16 protein-coding genes, 1 tRNA gene and 1 pseudogene are annotated in these 21,654 nt (G+C 46.1%); 5 read left to right on the forward strand and 13 right to left on the reverse strand.

The genetic code is table 11. From position 1 onward, the window contains the following. The 4 genes and pseudogenes from QUB56_RS28270 to QUB56_RS28285 form a co-directional block, all read left to right on the forward strand. A pseudogene (locus tag QUB56_RS28270) lies at positions 1–353 on the forward strand (hypothetical protein); the annotation flags it as partial. Positions 354–487: 134 nt separating this feature from the next. Next, the gene (locus QUB56_RS28275) at positions 488–3,715 is read left to right on the forward strand and encodes a DUF3987 domain-containing protein (RefSeq protein ID WP_332959622.1); all 3,228 of its coding nucleotides are present in this window, start codon (positions 488–490) and stop codon (positions 3,713–3,715) included. Between the two features lie 154 nt (positions 3,716–3,869). Then, positions 3,870–4,199 carry a hypothetical protein gene (locus tag QUB56_RS28280; protein WP_332959623.1) on the forward strand — a complete coding sequence of 110 codons (330 nt, stop codon included), beginning with the start codon at positions 3,870–3,872 and terminating at the stop codon, positions 4,197–4,199. Between the two features lie 32 nt (positions 4,200–4,231). Then, positions 4,232–4,522: a flagellar alpha dynein gene (locus QUB56_RS28285; RefSeq protein ID WP_332959624.1), complete on the forward strand. Its 291-nt coding sequence runs from the start codon at positions 4,232–4,234 to the stop codon at positions 4,520–4,522. A gap of 155 nt (positions 4,523–4,677) precedes the next feature. Here QUB56_RS28285 and QUB56_RS28290 read toward each other — a convergent pair. The 12 genes from QUB56_RS28290 to QUB56_RS28345 form a co-directional block, all read right to left on the reverse strand. Continuing rightward, positions 4,678–4,748: transfer RNA gene (locus tag QUB56_RS28290), tRNA-Gly, on the reverse strand. 163 nt (positions 4,749–4,911) lie between these two features. Beyond that, positions 4,912–6,930, reverse strand: a complete 2,019-nt coding sequence (gene uvrC, locus QUB56_RS28295; protein ID WP_332959625.1) for an excinuclease ABC subunit UvrC — start codon at positions 6,928–6,930, stop codon at positions 4,912–4,914. Positions 6,931–7,383: 453 nt separating this feature from the next. Further along, positions 7,384–8,136 (reverse strand): amino acid ABC transporter ATP-binding protein, encoded by a 753-nt coding sequence (locus QUB56_RS28300; protein WP_332959626.1) that lies wholly within the window; start codon positions 8,134–8,136, stop codon positions 7,384–7,386. 56 nt (positions 8,137–8,192) lie between these two features. Then, positions 8,193–9,392: an amino acid ABC transporter permease gene (locus tag QUB56_RS28305; RefSeq protein ID WP_332959627.1), complete on the reverse strand. Its 1,200-nt coding sequence runs from the start codon at positions 9,390–9,392 to the stop codon at positions 8,193–8,195. A 16-nt stretch (positions 9,393–9,408) separates the two neighbouring features. After that, a complete protein-coding gene (locus tag QUB56_RS28310; protein ID WP_332959628.1) occupies positions 9,409–10,008 on the reverse strand; it encodes a hypothetical protein in 600 nt (199 codons plus the stop codon). Between the two features lie 50 nt (positions 10,009–10,058). Next, positions 10,059–11,273: an ABC transporter permease subunit gene (locus QUB56_RS28315; protein ID WP_332959629.1), complete on the reverse strand. Its 1,215-nt coding sequence runs from the start codon at positions 11,271–11,273 to the stop codon at positions 10,059–10,061. A 187-nt stretch (positions 11,274–11,460) separates the two neighbouring features. Next, the gene (locus tag QUB56_RS28320; RefSeq protein WP_332959631.1) at positions 11,461–12,546 is read right to left on the reverse strand and encodes an amino acid ABC transporter substrate-binding protein; all 1,086 of its coding nucleotides are present in this window, start codon (positions 12,544–12,546) and stop codon (positions 11,461–11,463) included. A gap of 304 nt (positions 12,547–12,850) precedes the next feature. Then, a complete protein-coding gene (locus QUB56_RS28325; protein ID WP_332959632.1) occupies positions 12,851–13,078 on the reverse strand; it encodes a hypothetical protein in 228 nt (75 codons plus the stop codon). Between the two features lie 841 nt (positions 13,079–13,919). After that, positions 13,920–19,025, reverse strand: coding sequence for a PAS domain S-box protein (locus tag QUB56_RS28330; protein ID WP_332959634.1), 5,106 nt, complete (start codon positions 19,023–19,025; stop codon positions 13,920–13,922). Positions 19,026–19,359: 334 nt separating this feature from the next. After that, a complete protein-coding gene (locus QUB56_RS28335; protein WP_332959636.1) occupies positions 19,360–19,761 on the reverse strand; it encodes a fasciclin domain-containing protein in 402 nt (133 codons plus the stop codon). A gap of 308 nt (positions 19,762–20,069) precedes the next feature. Next, positions 20,070–20,501: a hypothetical protein gene (locus tag QUB56_RS28340; RefSeq protein ID WP_332959637.1), complete on the reverse strand. Its 432-nt coding sequence runs from the start codon at positions 20,499–20,501 to the stop codon at positions 20,070–20,072. A gap of 1 nt (position 20,502) precedes the next feature. Next, the gene (locus tag QUB56_RS28345) at positions 20,503–20,865 is read right to left on the reverse strand and encodes a hypothetical protein (RefSeq protein WP_332959639.1); all 363 of its coding nucleotides are present in this window, start codon (positions 20,863–20,865) and stop codon (positions 20,503–20,505) included. Between the two features lie 6 nt (positions 20,866–20,871). On the opposite strand from QUB56_RS28345, the gene QUB56_RS28350 reads away from it, so the two are divergent. Beyond that, on the forward strand, positions 20,872–21,099 hold the full coding sequence (locus tag QUB56_RS28350; protein WP_332959641.1) for a hypothetical protein: 228 nt from the start codon (positions 20,872–20,874) through the stop codon (positions 21,097–21,099). Between the two features lie 95 nt (positions 21,100–21,194). Here the strand turns inward: QUB56_RS28350 and QUB56_RS28355 are convergent, their stop codons facing one another. Further along, positions 21,195–21,638, reverse strand: coding sequence for an Hsp20/alpha crystallin family protein (locus QUB56_RS28355; protein WP_332959642.1), 444 nt, complete (start codon positions 21,636–21,638; stop codon positions 21,195–21,197). Positions 21,639–21,654: the final 16 nt, after the last annotated feature.

Here is a 21,654-nt window from a genome sequence, read left to right on the forward strand (position 1 = left end):
TCGCTTTTATCAACAAGGTATGCGGGCTGCAACCCTTATTCGGTCTATCTCCTAGACCTCTTTGTCACCCCCTCAGGTTTTGGTCGATTCTAATCCGCACTCTCAAACGATTTCTCATCAAGGTCTACAGTATCTCGCTCGCTGCAAGCGAACAGTTAGCAATTATCCTGAGCTTCGGTTGGATCGTAACGAGTAAAAATGAGTGGACGGAAATCCCAGAAACTCCATCAAAAGCAGAGCCGCCGAAATACCAGTGCGATCGGGCTGGGCCTAAGATATTTGTGCCGCTTCCCGATGCCGAAATAGGTGGCTGCGCTCGCAACGACAGCTTAATCGCACCCGCAATCAACTAGCGGGGCGGTCTCTCCTGTGCCTTAATTTTTCACAAAATTCAAACACCAAAAAACCGCTGCTGGTAATTGAGACCTACACGCAACGGCTTTCTGGAATTCGTAAACCTTCAACTCGTCTTGAGCGAGTCAAATTTATGTATGACAATTCTACCCCGATCAACGATAAAGTTTCAAGCGTCAAGGCATTAATCGCAGCAATCAACAAATTTCCCCAAGAATGGGCGCTGACACCGTGCGTTGGAAAGCGTAACTTGTGGCCAAACTGGAATAAAACCAAACTCGATCGCGATCAAGTGGTTCAAGCAATTCGCTCGCAAACGAACCTCAAAGGCAAAAAAACTGCGTGGACTGGGGTTTCTCTCGTTACCGGCCCGCTATCTGCTGGCATCATGGCGATCGACTTCGACGGGCCAGCAGCATGGAAAAAATATCTTGAGTTTAGTAGCGAACAAGCACCGCCTTTCACGCAGCACTGGACTTCCGGCAAAACCGGTCATTTTCAAATCTTGCTGTCGGTGCCACAGGAAAAGTGGGAAGGGTTAAAACCCCAGAAATTTGAGTTAGACAACGGCAACAAACTAGAACTTCGATGGAATCAATGCTCTACGCTTCCGCCATCGATTCATCCCGACACGGCTAAGCCGTACTTTTGGGAAAGCGAGGCTGATACTCCGATCGCAAAATGCCCAGACTTTATTTTGGATTTGATGCGGGAAGCTCCGGCAGCAAAAAAACTGCCACAGTCGCCGCCACTATATATAGATGACGAAAAATCTTTGGTGGAAATACTGGAGCAAGAAATTCTCCCGCGCCTGGACGCTGAGGAATTTTACGGCAGCTACTTAAAGCTGAAAACTTCGGGGAAAAATCTGAAAGGCCTGTGCTCGTTCCACAACGAAAAAACTCCCAGTTTCACAGTCAGCCCTGAAAATGGTACTTTTCATTGTTTTGGTTGTGGTGCTGGCGATGGACCGGTGCAATTCCTTCACCAAATCAAAGGTGGCTCCGGCAGTCCGATCGGAAAAGATTTCTATGCTGTCGTGATGGAACTCGCTGATCGTGTTGGAGTCAGGATGCCAGATTTTGCTAAAGGTCAAAATCTAAAATCTAAAAAGCCCAAGTCACAAGGGTTACACCCACAGCTACCCGAAAATAACAACGTTCTCACTCATCCCAAATTTGAAGCCCGTGAACTTTCAGGGCTAAAAACTGAAGTCTGCCAACTGCTAGAAAAAAATCTCAAGCGCTCCGACCTGACAATTGCGATCGGAACTCTGTCACAAAAATACGGTAGGTCAACCCAAGAAATCCGCTCGCTCTACCAAGAGCTGGAGCAAGAACTAGAGCAAGAGTCCGACCTAGAAGACACGAGAACGGGAATCGAACAGTTGCTCGCTTCCAAATCTGCCAGCGTCAAACTTTCTGAAATATTCCCCGAATCTCTGGCTGCTCCGATAGAAGTCGTAGCGAATCGGATGAACTTAAAACCTGAAGTTTACGCGTTAGCGCTGATTTCCGGTATCTCAAGATTTCTAAAAAATGGCAGCAGCACAATGCTCGTTGAAGAGTGGAACCGATACCGCTGTCGCACTTTGGGCTACTTCGGGGCCTTTATCGCCGAGGCAAGCCAAATGAAAACTCCGGTACTGAACGCCATGATTGCAGACCCGCTGGCAGCCATGCGAAAAGCGAATCAAGAGAAATTTAAGGCTCAAGAAAAAGCCTACAAAGACGAACTTGAGCAATGGAAAAACAGCAAGGATGAGGACAAAGGCCCCCCACCTGACGCTCCTGTAGAAAAACTCCCCTACATAACTAAAGCAACGTGGGAGGGGATATCGGGCATGGTAGGCCACGACCCTGAGCAAGGAATACTTTGGCTCTGCGATGAACTTGCAGGATTTTTTAAATCGGCCAACCAATACCGCAGTGGCAAGGGAAGCGATAAAGAGGACTTGCTTGAGTGTTGGAGCGGCAACGGTGCTGTTGTAGCGCGAGCAGGCGGAACTATAGTCAACGTCGGCGCAGTGTCCCTTTCTATCTACGGAAATATCCAGCCAAAAGTCTTGGCACCTTTTCTAGGAGATGGCAGCGACGACAACGGAACTTTTGCGCGGTTCGATTTTGTACAGCAGCCGCCAGCTCTAACTCAGATAACTTTGGGTTTGCCAAGGATTGACATAAATCCGATGTTGCAAGCGCTCTACGAAAATGTGGATGCCCTTCCAGTTATGGAATTTGAGCTAGACCAGGAAGCTAAAGAACTGTTTGTGGATTATTACAACCACTGCCAAAAGCTCAGAATCAGCCATCCAAAACAGGGAATGCGGGCAATGCTCGGTAAAGCTGCTGAGAAAGTTGGCCGCGTCGCAACTATCCTGCACTGCATCCACGCTGCACACTTGGGCAACGAAGTTTCTCAAAAAATTCCCGCCAAACAAGTTGCGGCCGCTATTAAGTGGGTAGAGTACACAACGCAGCAGGCTTTGAGCATAAATATTGAGGTTTGCAGCCCGGACGCCCTGGAAAGCAATCTCGCAAAAATCATCTCCCTGGCTGAACAAAAAGGCGGCACGGTAACAGCGCGAGATATCTTAATAACTTTCGATTCACAGTACCGCCCAACTCCTCAAACAGTTCAGGAATGGTTCGCAAGTTTGCAGTCAATGAAGTATGGAGAGGTTACACAAAAAGGACGCAGTATTCGTTTTTGTTTACAAAAATCCTCCACATCCTCCACATTGAGCTATAACCTAGACGCAGCAAGGATTACAAACGTGGAGGACAACCTCCACACTACCTCCACATCCTCCACACTTAATTATCAAAAACATGAAAATTTAGAAATTAATGTGGAGGAACGTGGAGGAAACGTGGAGGATTCCTCCACACTAAGAAATCCTTACGCAGACAAGGATATAAGCTTTAAAATCAAAAACGTGGAGAACGTGGAGGATTTTGCGAAACCTGCCGAAACTTCCCAGCCCTCAATGCTGAGCTGTACTACACCCCCCTCAGAATTTGCAGAACAAATCAGGAAGGCGATCGCAAATTTTGACCGCTCGCTCGCTATCCAAGTTTGGGACGGGCTAAAGGCTAAAGTAAAAAGAAAGTTGAGGGAAGAAGTTAAAAGCCATCTGACTCCGGCTGAAAACGAAAACTTTAAACTTTTAGTGGCGGCTGGATTTTTGCAGGGTACGCGGGTTAAATATGTTGGCGATCCTAAGTATGCAGAACAGTATGAAGGACTGGAGCTTGAGGTTTACAGTATTGACGAATACTTCCAGATTACTTGCCGTAAGCCCAATGGCGCTGGATACACAACACGACTGAAGCCGGAAGAACTGGAAATCATAAGCTGAAATCTGCCGAGTCAGGATACAGCTATTTGCTGATGGCTTAATCTCATCCCCCTTGACTGGGGGATTCTTGTGTCTACAATTTCTGTAGACAATTTGTTAACACTGTAGACAGCTATCAGTTATTGTAGACAAGTGCTGTATACAGGTGTCTACAATGAGTCAAAGTCAAGTTGTATCGTTCAGAGCTTCCGGTCACTTCCTCAACTGGATAGAAGCTCAGAGGCTAGAGGGAGAGTCGGTAAGTCAAGCTGCACAACGCATTCTCAAGGAAGTCTCAGGCACGTCTACATCACTGTCTACACTGTCTACACCTAGCGGCGATGCTGTGTCTACACCGTCTACAGGTTTGTCTACGCGAAGCAATGGTAGCGTCGTGTCTACAGAGATTGTAGACATTGTAGACAAGGCTGTAAGTTCAAATCTTGACCCCGTGATGGAGCGTATGGCCGCCATTGAGGAACGGCTGGGAAAATTGAGTGCCTGAGCGATGGCAACGATGAATCGCTCAGGCTTGAATTGAAAGCGGCCAACAAGCAACTTGCAGAATGGGATGCAGAACTGAATCAGTTGCACGAGCGCAACGGCGATTTAGGGCTGAAGGTGCAAATGCTGGAGCAAGAACTCAAGGAAGCGCGGCGCTCACGGGATGAAAGTGAAAACTCAGCTCCGACTGTCGCAGAATTCCCAGAGCCGGCTGACTTGCTCAACCAGTTAAAAGCGCGGCGCAAAAAGTCGAGGGCGGACTTGGCTGACATCAACGCTATTCTGGGACTTCTAGCGGATGGTAACGGCTCAAACCCAGTCTAGGTATGGATTGTATTCAATTTGTATTCAAACGAGGCAAATTGTCTCCAATTTGTATTCAATTTCTAGTCAACTTGACCCTTCACCAACCAAAAAAATCAGCAATAAAAAACCTCAAACCGTTGATTTCTCGTGAGTTTGAGGTTTTTATAGATAGAAGCGGGCAGCGGGAATCGAACCCGCATAGTTAGCTTGGAAGGCTAAAGTTTTACCACTAAACTATGCCCGCACACAGAAACTAAACATACCACAAGTCTCTGGCAATTGCAATAGGCCTGTGCAAAATTTTTGAATAGCTGGCTGACAGTGGCTGAATCGGGGGCTGAATCGGGACTTGCGGGCCGATCGCCCCCGAGGGTCTAAAATCCCCGTAGCCGATGTTGGGTAAGGCTTTACGGATGAAAATAATCGTAAATTTGAGCAGCCAGACGCGGGCCAATCCCAGAAACTTCTGCCAACTGTTCGGGAGTCGCTAAACGGAGGTAGTCGATCGACCGAAAATGTGCTAACAATTGTTTTTGTCGGTGGTGTCCCAATCCGGGAATTTCATCAAGGCGCGATCGCTTCATTCTCTCGCTTCTTCGATCCCGGTGAAAACTCACAGCAAATCTGTGCGCCTCATCCCGCACCCGGCGCAATAATTGTACTCCAGGCTGCTCTGAATTAGTTGGCAGCGGCAAAGATTCCCCCGGCAAAAATATCTCCTCTCGCTGCTTTGCCAAACTGACAACGCGCAACTCTTCTAGCAAATTCATCTCCCGCAAAACAGCCACAACTGCTGACAGTTGACCTTTGCCGCCATCTATCATAATTAAGTCGGGTTTGTCGGAAATAGTAGGAGAAACCGATGATAAATTGCTGATTTCTTCCGGTTCTTCTAAATCCCTAAATCCCTCTTCCATCTTCCCTCTTCCTTCTTCCTTCAATCCTCGGAATCGGCGACCGATAACTTCTGCTAAACTAGCAAAATCATCAGAATGACCCGATTTAATATCAGGATTTTTAATTTTGTAATGGCGGTAGTGTTGATTGGCAGGCAAACCGTCAATAAATACGACGCGGGAAGCTACGGCGTCAGAACCTTGAATATGAGAAATATCGTAACCTTCAATGCGGCGAGGAACTTCTGGCAAATCTAGAATTTCTGCTAAATCTTCCATTGCTTGAGAATTGCGATCGCTCAATCTTTGCATTCTCGCCAATTCATACTCAGCATTGCGTTCCACCATCTCAATCAACTCAGCCTTAGTTTGTCGCTGCGGTGTCAAAATGGTAACTTTTCGCCCCTTACGGTTGCTCAACCAATCTGATAATATTTCCCCTTCTGGCAATTCGTACTGCACTAAAATTTCGCTGGGAATCTCTACGGATTCGACATTTTGATAGTGTTCTTCCAACACCCGCTGCAAAATCGCTCCCGCCTCTACCCCCCCTCGTTCTCCCCCTTGCCAAGGGGGGGAGGAAAGAGAAAGTTGAGATAACTCTTGCCCCCCCTTTTCCAGGGGGGTTTGGGAGGGTGTTTCCGCCATAAATCCCAACCTTGCGACGAGTTGGCCGGCGCGAATTTGGAACAATTGGACGCAAGCGTGCTGGGTGTCTGCCGCAAGTGCGATCGCATCTCTGGAAACCGTATCGTCTGGCAAAGAGACTTTTTGACCCGCACTCAAAGACTGCAAACCCTTAATTTGATCGCGAATGCGCGCCGCCGTCTCAAAGTTTAAATCTTCGGCAGCTTGTTCCATTTGCGGCGCTAACAAATCGAGTAATTCCTGAGTTCTTCCCTGAAAAATCATCGCTACTTTTTGGAGGATTTTTCGGTATTCCTCCGGCGAAGTTAAGCCTTGACAAACGCCAACGCAGCGGCCGATGTCGTAGTTGAGACAGGGACGGTCTTTAAACAGCGGTTGAGGGCGCTGCCGCAGGGGGAAAATTCGCTTAATTAAATGTAGCGTACTCCGCAGCGCCCCTGTATCGACGTAAGGGCCGTAATAGCGGTCTTTTGCACTGCCGGCGCGGCGTTTGCGGGTGATAAAAATGCGCGGGTATTCCTCGGACCAAGTTATGCACAAATAAGGATATTTCTTATCATCTTTGAGGAGCACATTAAAGTAAGGTTGGTGCTGTTTTACGAGGTTTGCTTCTAAGGCTAAAGCTTCCGCTTCTGTGTCTGTGGCGATGAATTCAATTTCGCGCACTTGCTGCACCATCATCGCTATGCGGGGACTGAGATTTTGGCTTTCGCGGAAATAGGAACGGACGCGGTTCCTGAGTTTTTTTGATTTGCCAATGTAAAGGATGCGATCGCTTTCATCGCGCATTAAATATACACCCGGAACCGCCGGAATTTCTTTGAGGCGACTTTCCAAGCGTTCAGCATCTTTAACCAGTGGCAGTGTTTTTATTGATGGCATATAAAATTGAGATTTTCTGGCTTATATATACCATTCTAACGCGGTCATCCGGGTCAATCGATTTTAGATTTTAGATTTTAGATTTTAGATTGACCCCACGAATAAATGCTCTTTCTTGAGGATTTTCGATTTGAGATTTGGGATTGATTCCACGGATTTATCACGTGGCGGGTACCACCTTTGAAATTCGCTTGTCAAGCCAATCAATACCAAATCAAAACTACAGAATGCGGACTGAGCTACGTTGCCAGTTTCTTGTTAAGGCGCTAGACTAATATTATCTCCCCTCGATCGACAAGCATAAAACTCCTAGCTAGTAAGTAATGAAGTTCTCACTACATATAACGGTGATTTTGCTACAGATAATATAATTTTTTCTAACAACAATTTTATGAATCGTGGCTAAATACTGGTTAGACACCGGGTTTTTGGTACGCGGTACGTAAGTCCAGTTCACAAAATTTGAGATAAAAACTTGCGCGTGCGTTCTTCCTTCGGGTTCTGAAAAAACTCTTCCGGCTTCGCTTCTTCAACTAAAACCCCGCTATCCATCAACACAATTCGATCGGCAACTTCGCGCGCAAACCCGACTTCGTGAGTCACCACTACCATTGTAATTCCAGTTTGAGCCAAATTTCGCATTACATCTAAAACTTCCCGCACCATCTCCGGGTCTAATGCTGATGTCGGTTCATCAAACAGCATGATTTTAGGCTGCATTGCTAGAGAACGTGCAATGGCGACCCGCTGCTGCTGTCCCCCTGACAACTGTCCGGGATATTTTTTTGCTTGTTCCAATATTCCCACTCTTTCTAAGAGTTGCATCGCCACTTCTTCGGCTTTTTTCTTCGGCCATCGACGCACCCACACTGGCGCTAGCATGACGTTTTGCAAGACTGATAAGTGGGGAAATAGGTTGAATTGCTGAAACACCATTCCTACTTCGCTGCGGATTGTCTCGATGTTGCGCAAGTCGTGGGAAAGTTCGATTCCGTCGATCGTAATTTTACCTTGTTGGTATTCTTCTAGTGCGTTGAATGTGCGAATAAACGTCGATTTTCCCGAACCAGAGGGGCCCATCACGACAACTACTTCACCTCGGTTTACGGTCATGCTGACACCTCGCAGTACGTGAAATTGTCCGTACCATTTGTGGACGTTTTCTGCTACGATTACTTGTTCGGGGATTGGGGGTTTAGTTTCCATAATTTTTTTTTACCGCAGATGTCGGCTGATGTACGCTGATGAACGCTGATATTTTTTTACCTTTGACCTACTTCTAAGGTTCGCTCTATTTTGCGGCTTGCTAGGGACATTGAGTAGCAAAATATCCAATAAATGATGCCGATGAATAGGTAAACTTCGGCGTACCTGCCGATATAGGATGGATTTGCTAAAACTGCGCGGGATATGCCTACTAATTCTAACATTCCGAATAGAGACAGCAGGGATGTATCCATAAATAATCCGATGAATTGACCGCCGATCGCCGGAATGACTGTTCGCAGTGCTTGGGGCAGTACAATTAGTATTGTCAGCAGGGGTGTGTTTAGCCCGATCGACCTAGCTGCTTCTATTTGTCCCCTGGGCACGGCCTGCAAGCCACCGCGCACGTTTTCTGCCAAGTATGCTGCACTAAATAAGGTTAATCCAGCTATGGCTCTAATCACTCTATCTAATTTCGGATATTCTGGCGGCAAGAAGAGTTGCAGCATCACTTGACCTAAAAATAAAATGCCAATTAATGGTAAGCCGCGAATAATTTCAATGTATAATGTTGATAAGAATCTCACTACTGGCAAAGAACTTTGTCTGCCGAGTGCTAGCAATACTCCCAAAGGAAAGGAAAGCACTATACTAATAACTGCTAAAAACAGCGTCAATACTAAGCCGCCCCAATCATTGGTTGACACTTCGGTCAAACCCAACCCGCCTTTAATTAGCCACAAAATTATTGGGAAGGAAAGAACCCAAATTGCTGGCATCCAATCCATGATTTTTGGGTGAATTTGCCTTCCGATGGCATAGCTGGCGGCGGCTGCGATAATAATTCCTAAGAGGTAGAGGCGAGAGGTTAGGTCGATCGGCGAAATGACGGCACCCACAACCGCAGCACCGAGTATAATTAATAAAGGCGGATTCCAAAGACGTTCTTGCCGCTGAATGTTTCCCCAAGTTAATCCTCCCAACAAGGCAATTATGGCGGCTACTATCCACAGCCGCCAGTAGGATTCCCTGGGAAATCTGCCGGCGAAAAATAGCGGCAAGTTGGCTTCTAATACGCGCCATTGAGCTTTTGTTGTTGCCCAAACGATAATTCCTTTAATCGCTTGGAAGGCGACAATTAGGCAAACTACTGTCAGAATGCTGTTGTACCAGGTACTAAATAGGTTTTTGCGCGCCCAATTCCAAGGGGTGGGCGATTCGGTGGCTGGGGGCGGTAATACAGGTATTGTTTCCATCAGTTTTTAGTTATTATTAATTTCTAATACTGTTCGCTAAGATTCCTAAAATTTTATTCACCTCTCTCAAGTAATATTCACCTAAATCAATTTCAATAGTTTGTTCTTGCAACTTCAGGAATTTCCAGATAGTCCCTGTAGTAACAGTCCCATAAATCGCAGGAATTTCGTTGCCTTCACGTTCATTAAATATTCTAGCAGCCAACATTTCTGCTACGCACTGTCCCAATCCGCCATTGATATTTTCCTTCTTGGCTTCTACAATGATAATTATTGGCGCTCTAACAATTAGTAATTCTGGGGAATGACAGATCAGAAAATCGCAACTTCCATTTAATCCTTTTTCAACATCTACTGTAAAGTCTATTCCCGAAAACAAACTAATTTCCAAGTTCAACTGTTTTCTAAGCTCGATCAAAATCGGTGCAATAATCATTTCAGAGCGAGCTTTTTCAGTGTTGCTGCTTAAGGCTAACGGTATATTATCTTTGAGAATTTCTGCAAGTAATGTACTCGACTCTAATTCTGATACAGCAGCGAACATATCAATCTTATCGGAAATCGTTAAATCAAAATTTTTAGTTACTCGGTCTAAGCTAAAGTCACTGTATGCCATTTAACGCGCTCTACTTTTATTCCAATTAAAATAAATTAAATGTCAACTATTTACCTTTCCTTGATTTGTACAGTTTTATTGTACCAATTCATGAACAGAGAAACTATTAAACTAATTGTTAGATATGTTACCATGATAATTAACATTGCTTCGATCGCCCGACCGGTCTGATTCAAGGTCGGAGACCCCACAACAAAATAAACGTCGGGATAAGCAACCGCAACCGCTAAACTCGAATTCTTAGCTAAGTTCAGATACTGACTGGTTAAAGGCGGCACAATCACCCGCAAAGCTTGTGGCAAAATAACCATCCGCATCATTGTTCCAGACTTGAGCCCTAAAGACTTTCCCGCTTCCCACTGGCCTCTCGATACTGACTGAATTCCGGCCCGGACAATTTCTGCAATGTAACTGCCAGTATACAAGCTGAGTCCTGTCACTAAGGCTGCAAATTCTGGAGTGAATTTTAATCCTCCTTCGAGTTGCAATGCTGGTGTCAGGCGGGGGAAATCTAGACGAAAAGGCAGATTTTTGGTAATAATCCAAGCTAAGATTGCACTCAGCCCGATCGCACCTAGAGCCCAAAATAATTGTCTTCCCGGCTTAGCTTCTTCCAACATCACGCGCGCCCGCCACATCCACAGCCCCGCCGCCGCCAAAACTCCCACAGTTAGCAAAATCAACCAAATCTCAAAACCCGGTAAAGCCATCGGCGTTGGTACAGCAATGCCGCGATTGGTCAAGTAAATCGGCCCGCGTAACTGCGGGTTGTCTTCGAGTTTGGGCAGGGAAATGAATACTGCAAAATACCAGAAAAATAATTGCAGCAATAACGGCGTATTTCGCAAAATTTCCACATACAAACCAGCCAAACTCCGCAGCAGCCAATTGTCCGAAAGGCGCGCAATTCCTACGGTCAAACCCGCAACTGTTGCGAAAATAATGCCGAGACCCATCACCCGCAGCGAGTTGATTAAACCGACAAAATAAGCTTGTCTGTAACTGTTTTCTGGACTGTATGGAATCACGCTTTCGCCGATGTCAAAAGATGCTTGGGAATTGAGAAAATCAAATCCAAATTCAATCCCCAGTTGCGAGTAATTGGCGCCCAGATTGTCCGCGAGAATCGCGATAACAGCTATTACTAAAATGAGGGCGATCGCCTGTCCGCTTATTTTCCAGAAGCGATCGTCCCGCAGTAGTTTTGATATATCTTTAAATTTGGACAATTTCTGCGATTTGCCCGGTTGAGGTTCTGGATTCATAACTGTTTAATGTAGAGCGAACTATAGCTAACTTTAACCTGCCTAAAATATCTTGTAGGGTACACCTAGCAAGCACCTTAAAAGTCGGGTAAGCGCGGAGTACCTTGCTGTCTAAAATATCTTGTTGGTTAACTGTTAACAGTCAACGGTCAACAGTTAACAGTCAACATTTAACAGTTAACTAAAATTAACGGAACGGCGGCGAGTAAAGCAAACCGCCATCTTTCCAAAGTCTGTTTTGACCCCGTTCTAACTTGAGTGTACTTTTGGGGCCGAGGTTGCGATCGTACATTTCGCCGTAATTCCCCACTTTCTTAACAACGCGGACGGCGTAGTCGTTCGGGAGTCCGAAACCTTTACCTAAATCTCCTTCTTTTCCTAGTAAACGTTTGACGTTCGGGTCTGTAGTGCTTGCAACAATTTGGTCTACATTTCCTGAATTAATTCCCAAATCTTCAGCTTCAATCGCCGCAAAAACGATCCATCTCACCGCGTCAGACCATTTAGGATCGCCGCTTTTCACCGCTGGGGCTAAGGGTTCTTTTGACATCACGATCGGCAAAACAACATTATTCTCGGAATTCGGCAGAGTTGTCCGCTTCGAGACTAGCTGCGATCGATCGGCAGTAACACCTTGACAGCGACCTTCTTGATAAGCCCCAAAGGTAGTATTCACATCTTCAAACACGACAGGAGTGTATTTAACTCCTAATTTTCGCATTTGGTCGGACAAATTTTGTTCCGTGCTCGTACCTGTCTGCACGCAGATAGATTTGCCCGCAAAATCTTGTAAACTTTTGATGCCGCTGTCTTTTTTGACCATGATGCTTTGAGAGTCATAAAAGATCACCGGAGCAAATTCCAGTCCGGTAGTGCTGTCGCGACTCGCGGTGTAGGTGGTATTTCGGCTGAGAATGTCGATTTCTCCCGCCTGCAAAACTGTAAATCTATCTTTAGCATTGAGCTTTCGGTACTCTACTTTTTCGGGATCGTCAAATATTGCTGCCGCCACAGCCCTGCACACATCCACATCCAGTCCCGAATATTTGCCTTTTTCGTCTACAAAGCTAAAACCCGGCAGTTCGCCGCTGATTCCACAAATCAGTTTGCCGCGGCTGACAATTGTATCTATCCGGCTGGAACCTTGTTGCGAGTTGCCACCTGCTGCTGTTGTTGCTGCTGTTTGTCCGGTTTGTGCCGATCGATCCCTACAAGAAGCCAGCGGTGCCACACACAACACACTTGCTAGCAGCAGAAATGCCCATTTACGCATAGATTTTAGTAGAACGCTTTCCCGATCATCCTAGCTTGTAGCTGTCGAGATCGGCCACTCCAACAGCCTCCGCCTTCAAATTAGCCGTTCTGGATCGGGTGCTGCAAGAAAGGCAACTGCACCAGCTACCCGCCTGTGTTTTTTTTGAGCAAGCTGGGCGCCCAGAGTGAGAAACCCGGTTTCTGACTGGAGGCACTGCCGTTCTACCCCAGATTTATCCTAGAAAGTGGGTTTCTTTGCTGCTATTTTTGCCCACCGCGATCGCCCTTCTCTGCAATATTTATCCGATTTTGATTGAATTGGCTCACATTAGCTCTGGTGCTAGGCGCTGCTGGGCTAAATCCCGGATTAGGCACAGCCGAGACTGGATGTATTCGTCCAACAAATCTGCTTCTTTGCCATTAAGCGCAGAGTTCATCTTCAACTGCTTCAGCAGCCACTGTACCAGGGTGGCATCGTCCAAATTTACTAACAGAGTAGCTTGGGTGGTCTCAATTAACGACCAAAGTTGACGTAACATGATGGGAGTCATACAACCTCCTTGAGCGTAAATACGCGGTTAATGGGCGGGCTGGGCGAAAACTTGGTCTTTGTCTCAAGCCGATCGACGAAAAGCACCCTCGCTCGCCATCGGCTTAATGATTATTTTATATTTGATCAGAATAACTCAATACAGTAGTGTCACAAGCTACAAAACACAAGATGTTATAAGAGTTCCGAATTTCGTCACATTGAGATCCAAATCTTGATAAAACATTAAAAATCTTTACATACTGTAGCTCGTGGGGGCTGCCAGGATTCTGTCGGGGATCGGGTACTCCTGACCGGTTGGCCAGAAAATTAATTAAGCTGTGGCGTATTTAAATTGTATATTTCAATGCCGTATTCCCCGTCATATCAATTCCGGCCTCGGAACCGGAATGATATCAAATCCGCGCTTCAGATAATGTCCGATCGATCGCCCACAATACAATTGCCTGGGCCCGTTTGTGAGATTGTCCGTTTTTGGCAAATATTATTGGCTCACGGGCCCCTACAGGAATCAGGGTAATCGACCGGACATGATATCATTCGTCGGGCGTAAAGTCCGATCGATCGCCCACAATACAATTGCCTGGGCCCGTTTGTGAGATTGTCCGTTTTTGGCAAATATTATTGGCTCACGGGCCCCTACAGGAATCAGGGTAATCGACCGGAAATTATATCATGCATCGGGCGTAAAGTCGCATCAAGCTGCCAACAAATAATTCGCGCATTTTTCATTTTTTTAACTCACAGTCAACAGTCAACCGTCATCAGTCAACCGTCATCAGTCAACAGTCAACAGTCAACCATCAACCGTCAACATCATTCCGGTGTAACCGGAAATGATATTACTCAGGGGCCAGCCACTTTTGAACCCCCGCCAGAATTATTTCTAATTCAGCGATGATTTTCGTAGCCTCCTCCCAATCCTTTGATTCGGCAAGACTTTGAAGCCGATCTGCCATCTCCGGCATTAACCGCACCGCCGCCGTCGCACTGACACCTTTAATTTGATGCGCGCGGCGGGCCAATGTCTGGACATCTCCCGAGGCTAGCGCCCCCTTAGCCGCTTCTAAATAGTTGCCAGTATCCACCACAAAAGCTTGCAGTATTTCCCGCTCAAACTCTAAATCAGCACCCGCAATTTCGTGCAAACGTGCCATATCGACTAAAGATTGGATATCCGCAGTAGAGTTTTTAACTTCCTCGCCATTAAACTTTGGACTGGCAATTTTTAACTGTGCCGACCAATTTTCTAGTACAGATTTTAACTTTTCGATCGCAATAGGTTTGCTAATATAATCGTCCATGCCCGCCGCCAGACACTTTTCGCGATCGCCCTTCAAAGCACTCGCCGTCATCGCAATCACCACTGTCTTTTGGTGTGCCTCCATCGAACCAGCAGCAGCATTTGTCGCTTCCAGGCGGCGCAATTCCATCGTGGCTTCGTAACCGTCCAAAACCGGCATCTGACAGTCCATCAACACAATGTCATACTTTTTGATAGCAACCATCGAGAGCGCCTCTCGGCCGTTATTCGCGACATCCGCCACGCATCCCAAAACTCTGAGTTGATTCAGACCAACTTTTTGATTAATCGGAGTATCTTCAACTAACAAAACCTTTAAGTGGCCTAACTCCGGGTTATCAATAACTGAGGCGCCCTTGGAGGTGGGATTTGGCATCGGCCCCTCGATGGCCGCACCCGGGGCGATCGCATTCACCAAGCAACCAAACAGCCTAGGAGCTTTCACAGGTTTAGTTAAATAACCGCTAAAACCGTTATTTACCAAGCGTTTCGCCTCCGCTATCTGAGTAATTGAAGTCAGCACCACCCACTTTGTATGCTGCATTGCCGGCTCAGAAACGATCAAGCGTTCCAGACTTCCGTCCACCATTTCCGGCAACTGAATATCAACCAAAACAATATCGTAAGGGCAATTAACGCTGACAGCTTTGTACAGAGATGCGATCGCCATCCAACCGTTCTCAACCTCCTCAACTTCCATTCCCCACACAACAGCCATTCTCAGCAGCACTTTTCGGACTGTCGGCTTATCGCTAGCAACTAACATTTTTCGCCCCGCCAGCACCGTTTGCAAATTCACTTCGCACGCCGTCCCTACAGCCGTTAAATTTTCCTCGACTGCCGGCACAGTAAACCAAAAAGTTGAGCCTCTGCCAGGGGTACTTTCCACACCAATTTTACCCCCAATTAACTCCACTAACTGCTTACAAATTGCCAGACCCAAACCTGTGCCACCGTACTTCCTCGTCGTAGAAGCATCAACTTGAGTAAAAGATTGAAATAGCTTTTTTTGGTCTTCTTGAGCAATCCCAATTCCTGTATCTGTGACTTTAAAGAGCAGGACTTTCGAGCCATTATTTCCGTTTTTTAACGGTGGGATATTCTCTCTAACTTTCTGGTTGTCGCTGGCTGCGAATAACCCCCGATGCCTGGCAAGAGAAACCTCAATTACCACTTCCCCTGCTTCTGTAAACTTAATAGCATTGTTGATCAAATTAGTGAGTATTTGCCGCAACCGCGCTGCATCGCCTCTAATTTGCAGCGGCACGTCGTTGTCAATCAGCGCCACCAATTCTATACCTTTTTCTTGTGCGGGAGTTGCCAATAAATCCAGCACTTCATCTATACAGATACTGAGGTTAAATTCGATTGTTTCTAAGCGCATTTCTCCTGCTTCGAGTTTGGAGAGATCGAGAATATCGTTAATGATGGACAGCAAATTTTGGCCGCTGAGTTTCAGCGTCTGCACAAAGTCGATCTGTTCGGGAGTAAGATTCGTTTTCAGCAGCAAATCAGTCATCCCCATCACTCCATTCATCGGAGTGCGGATTTCGTGACTCATATTTGCTAAAAATAGCGACTTCATTCGAGATGCTTCCACGGCCGCTTCTCGGGCCTGCTGCGCTTGTTCAAACAAAGTGGATTGCTGAATGGCGATCGCCAACTGCACGCTCAACCTTCCCAGCAAATCCACCTCAGAATCAGTCCAAACGCGGGGAACCCTGCACTGATGGGCAATCAATAATCCCCACAAGCGATTTTGACTCGTTTCCAAACTCCTTCCCGGCGGCCCTATTCGAGTTTTCGGCGAATATTCTCTTACCAACTCCTGACTTTCATCGCCTATAAAAATGGGTACAACTAAATTAGCCCTTACCTGCAAACTAGCAAGTAAATCTAGGTGTTTCTTGCTCAAATTGGCAGTATAAATATCTGCCATTGCTTGAATTATTCCGGCGCTGTACAGTGATATATAACTTTCCCCAAAGGATGTTATTGGAACTTCTCTTCCCAGTAGCGGCATCCAATCATCCCCTACAGATTCCACGACAACAATCGCTGTTTCCTCGGAATCAAAACGATAAATTACCGTGCGGTCAGTTTCCAGCAACTGTCGCACTTCTTGTACCGCAGTGCTCAGAGTTTGAGTGAGGTTGAGAGACTGCCGGACTCGCTGGGCGATCGCCGAAACCAGCCGTTCTTGTTCTGCTTGTTCCCGCAGCTTTCTCTCAGCTTGCTTGCGTTCGGTGACATCGCCAATTACCGCAGCCAAGCACAGCGGTTCGCTGCTTTGAGGGTGCTTGACCAGAAAAGCATTTATCACAACATCAATGCGTCTTCCGCTGCGCAAGTGCTGCATTTGACCTTCTCCTTGCCACTGGCCCTGACTGATAATTATTGGCAAAATTTCTTGAGTGAATTTTTGTTTAAAACTTGGGCCGATATAATCCCATATCTCTGTATAAAGCTCTTCCGAAATATTTTCTAAACCCACCATTTTTCTGCCGGCTTCGTTGACAAACAGCGTTTGACCTTCCAGGGTAGCCATACCGATAAAATCGCTGCTGTTTTCAATCAGGGACACAAATTTTTGCCGTTCTTCTTCTCCTTTTTTCCGTTCGGTAATGTCGCGCTTGACGCAGACGTGACAAATTACATCGTTGGCGTTGTTAATCACAGAGTATGCCGCAACGTCGATCGCCAGCGTGCGGCCGGATTTAGTGCAGTTAGTAATTTCGCCCCGAAAATTTCCAGTTTTCGCTAAACTTTTGGCAATTACCGAAAAGCTCTCCCCCGCAACCAGCGGCCACCCTTCTGCTTCTAATTCGGCGTCTGTGTATTCTAGAAGCGTTTGGTGAGCCCGATTTTGTTCGAGGAAAAACCCGTCAGCATCGATAATGACGATCGCATCGTTGGAGTTTAAAAATATTTCTCGGTAAAGTAGGAGTTTTTCCTCAGCTCGCTTGCGTGCGGTGATTTCCCTTTTGACGCTTACGTAACAAACTACATTCCCAGCATCATTGAGAACCGCAAAAGCCGAAAGCTCCACCTCAACTGTTCCCTTTTGCAAAGCCTTAATAAAGGTCATTTCGCCTCGGTAACTCCCCGTTTCGGCCAAGCTTTGCATTACCGACGCAAAAGCCGGTTCTCCCATCTGATTTGCAGGGGTTTTTCCCCACAATTTCGACGCACAGTAACCCAGCAAAGCCGTGTGAGCTTGATTTGTTTCTAAGTAATAGCCTTGGGGGTCTAAAATCGCGATCGCATCGTTGGACTTCAAAAAGATTTGTTGATAAAGTTGCAGCTTCAATTCAGCTTGTTTCCGGGCGCTAATATCCGTGAACAAGCCGTAGTAAACTATCTCCCCCGATGCTTGCAATTCTGGCTGGGAAGCTCCTTGCACCCATTTAAGTTTTCCCGAGGGAGTGACAATTCTTCCTTCCCACCGCCAAGGCTGCAAACTTTCTGCCGAAAGCGTTAACGAGTTGAGAAAATCATCTCGATCTTCGGGATGAATCATGTCAACAATTACATTAATGTCCTGCCCAGCAGCCTCTGGTTCTATTTCATACAATTCTCGGCAGCCGGCGCTCACAAACGAGAAGGCCATCGAGCCGTCTGGATACAAGTCAATTTGATATACTGTACCCGGTACGCTAGCAGTAATTTTTTGCAGTTTGGCTTGGCTTTGATTCCTGGCTTCCTCTGTAGCCTGCAATTGAGTAATCTCCCGAGAAAAACCCAAAACCGCCAATATATTGCCCTCCGCATCGCATAGCGGCTGTTTTTGCGTGTCAAAGATGTGCTGTTTGCCGCCTTCAAAGGCGATCGCCTGGTATGGATTGCGAACAATCTCCCCGGCGAGCACAGCTCGATCGTCCTCGCGGATGCCCCTAAAGAGGCCGTGGCGATCGCCAAATACTAATTCTGCTGGAAATCCCAACTCAATATCATCTTTGCCGATAATTTCCTCAACATCTTTCCCCAAATATGCAGCAAAACTTTGATTTACAAAAATGTATCTAAAGTTTCTATCTTTCGCAAAAATTCTGTCCGGCGCACCGTCTATTAAAGCCCGCAACAATAGTTCTCGACTTTCCGCATCCCCAGCAAAATTATTTTTAGCTTTTCCCTTGACATTGGTCGTTTTAGATGGTAAAATATTTAACGATTTGGCACAAATTTGAGCGACAGTGTGGAGCAAACAAAGGTGCTGAAAATTAAAAGCAGTTGCCTGCTCTGCACCCAGGAAAAATACTCCTAACAATTCTTCACTTTCATCCGGGTGGACTGGTGCCATCAAGACCGACTGAAACTGAGCAATTGGTGGGGGATCGATATTGTGCGCCCAGTCCTGGTTTCCAGAGAGCCATTCAACGCGAGCTGCCTGCAAGCGCCCTTCAATTTGGGCTCTGGCGAGAGCAGTTAAGGGCTGTAAGTGTTGCAGGTATAGTCGATCGTCCGGTAGCGTCAAAATTGCGATCGTCGCGCCAGGAATTAGGCGTAAGAGATGTGCCAAACACGCAGACCAAATTTCCTCAGCGCCAGCGGCGAGTTGTACTTTCTCCGTAAGTTCGTTGAGAACTTGCAGTTCCAAGGTACGCTGGCGGACTTTTGCTTTGAGGCTGGCGGCTAGGATTTGCATAGTGCTCACCACACTGGTTTGGTTATATTATAATTATTGATTTTCAAACTTTTGCGAACAATCATCTTAAAATACATCCGGCGAAAACACAACGGTTTTATATTTATATTACCTTCAACCGCTAAAAAAAAAGGCGCGATCGGGAGCAAAGAGACACTGCTCGATGCAAGCTCTCGCTCCCGCTGCGACAGACACTTAACCTCACACCCAAACACAGATGCAAGTTCCCAACTTCGGTGGTCGAACTAAAAAAAAATCGACCAAAGTTCAAACCATCAAATTCATATCTAGAGTCAATCGAAAATCGCAAATCGCAAATCGATTGACGGTGAAACTACCCCATTAAAATCACGTTATCGATTACATGGATGACGCCGTTATCAGCTTCGATATCCGCAGCGACAACTGTAGCATTTTTCACCTCAAAACCGTCAGAACAATCAATTTTAATCGGCGAACCTTCCAAGGAAGTAACAAAACCGAGTTTTGCCAAATCAGCTTTCTTAAACTTGCCGGAGACGACATGAAACATCAAAATCCTAGTCAGTTGGGGAACGTTCTGCACTAGGGTTGTGATAGTTCCCGGCGGCAATTTCGCAAAAGCATCGTCATTGGGTGCAAAGACAGTAAAAGGACCCGGACTTTTGAGCGCGTCTACTAAATTAGCTACTTGCACGGCTGTTACCAGGGTTTGGAACGAACCCGCACCTACGGCAATATCAACAATATCAGGCATTGTGTTTTACCTCATCTGGGAAAAAAGTTCTATTAAGTATTGTAAAGTGAGGCGGGCAACAATACCTACAGTCTTTTTTGAAAAATTGGTAATTCTTTTGTAGTGAGGACCCAGAGTCCTCAGATTTTTGATTAAGACTCTCTGTCCTCACTACAAACCTAATAATATAGGACTTACCCATGGGAGTCCAAAAACCGGGTTTTTTACGAAAATACTTCGCTACAACCCCCTGATTAGGTAAAAAGCCCGGTTTCTTTGGTCGGAGTGCGTCCAGGACTGTAATAGTTATTTTACCAGATATAATATTACTAACCGCTTGGCAATTTAACGGCACGGGGGTTTACAATTGGTACATTACTGCTGGCGATTGTGATACCCCAATCCTCTGTTTCTAAATCTGCTACTTCAGCATTTAGGTTTTCTCCCTTGTGAATGCTAAAACTGCCGTACAAAATTGAAATTTCAAAAATGTCTGTATGAATCAAAGCTGCTTTCCGGTGCGCGTTTTCACCCAAATGAATGCCAATCAAGTCAGCTAAGGGTTCTTTTACTTCCTCTTCATCATGCACCTCCCACATAATTTCTCGGCAGTCTTGAAAAACTAATGAGTAAGGCAATTGATCGCCTGTAGGATCGTAGATACATTCCAGTAATACTTCATTCCCCCACAAAGACACATTGACATTTTTCACGAGGGATGTAAGTCCACCTAAATTAAGCAAGTTGTAGTCATCAGGCATATTAATTACTCACTTTTTCTCCAGTAATGTGCGTATTAGGAATCTGATTGCCAAATTCATCGCGTGTTTGCAGTACGCTACCATCTTTGTCAAGACGCAAACCCCAGTTTATTCTTCTACCATCTGAGCCATATCGCGGTGCTGGCAGGCGAACAACTTCACTATTAGTGCGGATTATGACTTTTGACCTGTCAGAAAATTTGTATTCAACATAATTTCCTGAAGAACTTTTTACCTTAGCACCCAGTCCGCGCAAAAAGTCATCGACTTCTTGACGAGTCATTCCGGTTAAGTCTCCAAATTCCGATGCAATTCCATTTCCTCCCACTCCCTGACTCGGCACGCAAGTCTCCTCACCAACCATTGCTTATTGGAGTTTAGCACGGTTGAAGAATTGGAACAAGGAAATTCGGCAACGGATTCGCTTTCGGGAGATGGAAGGAAGAAGGAAGAAGGAAGAAGGAAGAAGGAAGTTCGGCAACGGATTCGCAAGGGCGGATGTAACGGATGTAACGGATGTCAGGAAGAAGCAAGAAGGAAGAAGCAAGAATCATTCCTCAAACTCGCAAGGCCCAATGCTTTTCGACCCAATTATTAATTCCCAATGACTAATAATCAATTTCTCAAACAAATAGGGGGTGCCTTGCGCCCCCCTACTAATTAACTAAAACTAACTAAATTAGGAAACAATTATTAGCCGCCGATTTGCACTTTCACCACGCGGTTCTTTTCTGCTTCCGCTTTTGGCAAATTCAGGTGCAAAACTCCATTTTTGTACTCAGCTTCTACACTGTCATTTTGAACTCGTGCGGGTAGGGGAATCACCCGGCGGAACGAACCGTAGCGGAACTCAGAGCGAGTCATGCCTTTATCTTCACTCTTACTTTCGTAACGGCGTTCGCCGCTAATAGCAACAGCTTCTGCGGTTACTTGTACGTCCAAATCCTTAGCTTCCATGCCCGGAACTTCTAACTTAAGGTGGATGGCTTCGGGAGTTTCATCGAGTTCGGCGGCGGGTACAAAAGCAACACCGTTAGATCCGCGCTCGGTTGCCGGGCTCAAGCTATCAAACAACCGATTCATTTCTCGCTGCAAGGAATCCATTTCCCGCAAAGGTTCCCAACGAATAAGTGCCATAACTAATACCTCGACT

Origin of the sequence: Microcoleus sp. AR_TQ3_B6 (genome assembly GCF_036702785.1) — a bacterium.
Classification (GTDB): Bacteria; Cyanobacteriota; Cyanobacteriia; order Cyanobacteriales; family Microcoleaceae; genus Microcoleus.

Bases quoted from the DNA above. Each gene is read 5' to 3' on its own strand.
- QUB56_RS28275 (WP_332959622.1), top strand. From the start codon at position 488: ATGTATGACAATTCTACCCCGATCAACGATAAAGTTTCAAGCGTCAAG.
- QUB56_RS28280 (WP_332959623.1), top strand. From the start codon at position 3,870: ATGAGTCAAAGTCAAGTTGTATCGTTCAGAGCTTCCGGTCACTTCCTC.
- uvrC (WP_332959625.1), bottom strand. From the start codon at position 6,930: ATGCCATCAATAAAAACACTGCCACTGGTTAAAGATGCTGAACGCTTG.
- QUB56_RS28300 (WP_332959626.1), bottom strand. From the start codon at position 8,136: ATGGAAACTAAACCCCCAATCCCCGAACAAGTAATCGTAGCAGAAAAC.
- QUB56_RS28305 (WP_332959627.1), bottom strand. From the start codon at position 9,392: ATGGAAACAATACCTGTATTACCGCCCCCAGCCACCGAATCGCCCACC.
- QUB56_RS28310 (WP_332959628.1), bottom strand. From the start codon at position 10,008: ATGGCATACAGTGACTTTAGCTTAGACCGAGTAACTAAAAATTTTGAT.
- QUB56_RS28315 (WP_332959629.1), bottom strand. From the start codon at position 11,273: ATGAATCCAGAACCTCAACCGGGCAAATCGCAGAAATTGTCCAAATTT.
- QUB56_RS28320 (WP_332959631.1), bottom strand. From the start codon at position 12,546: ATGCGTAAATGGGCATTTCTGCTGCTAGCAAGTGTGTTGTGTGTGGCA.
- QUB56_RS28325 (WP_332959632.1), bottom strand. From the start codon at position 13,078: ATGACTCCCATCATGTTACGTCAACTTTGGTCGTTAATTGAGACCACC.
- QUB56_RS28330 (WP_332959634.1), bottom strand. From the start codon at position 19,025: ATGCAAATCCTAGCCGCCAGCCTCAAAGCAAAAGTCCGCCAGCGTACC.
- QUB56_RS28335 (WP_332959636.1), bottom strand. From the start codon at position 19,761: ATGCCTGATATTGTTGATATTGCCGTAGGTGCGGGTTCGTTCCAAACC.
- QUB56_RS28340 (WP_332959637.1), bottom strand. From the start codon at position 20,501: ATGCCTGATGACTACAACTTGCTTAATTTAGGTGGACTTACATCCCTC.
- QUB56_RS28345 (WP_332959639.1), bottom strand. From the start codon at position 20,865: ATGGTTGGTGAGGAGACTTGCGTGCCGAGTCAGGGAGTGGGAGGAAAT.
- QUB56_RS28355 (WP_332959642.1), bottom strand. From the start codon at position 21,638: ATGGCACTTATTCGTTGGGAACCTTTGCGGGAAATGGATTCCTTGCAG.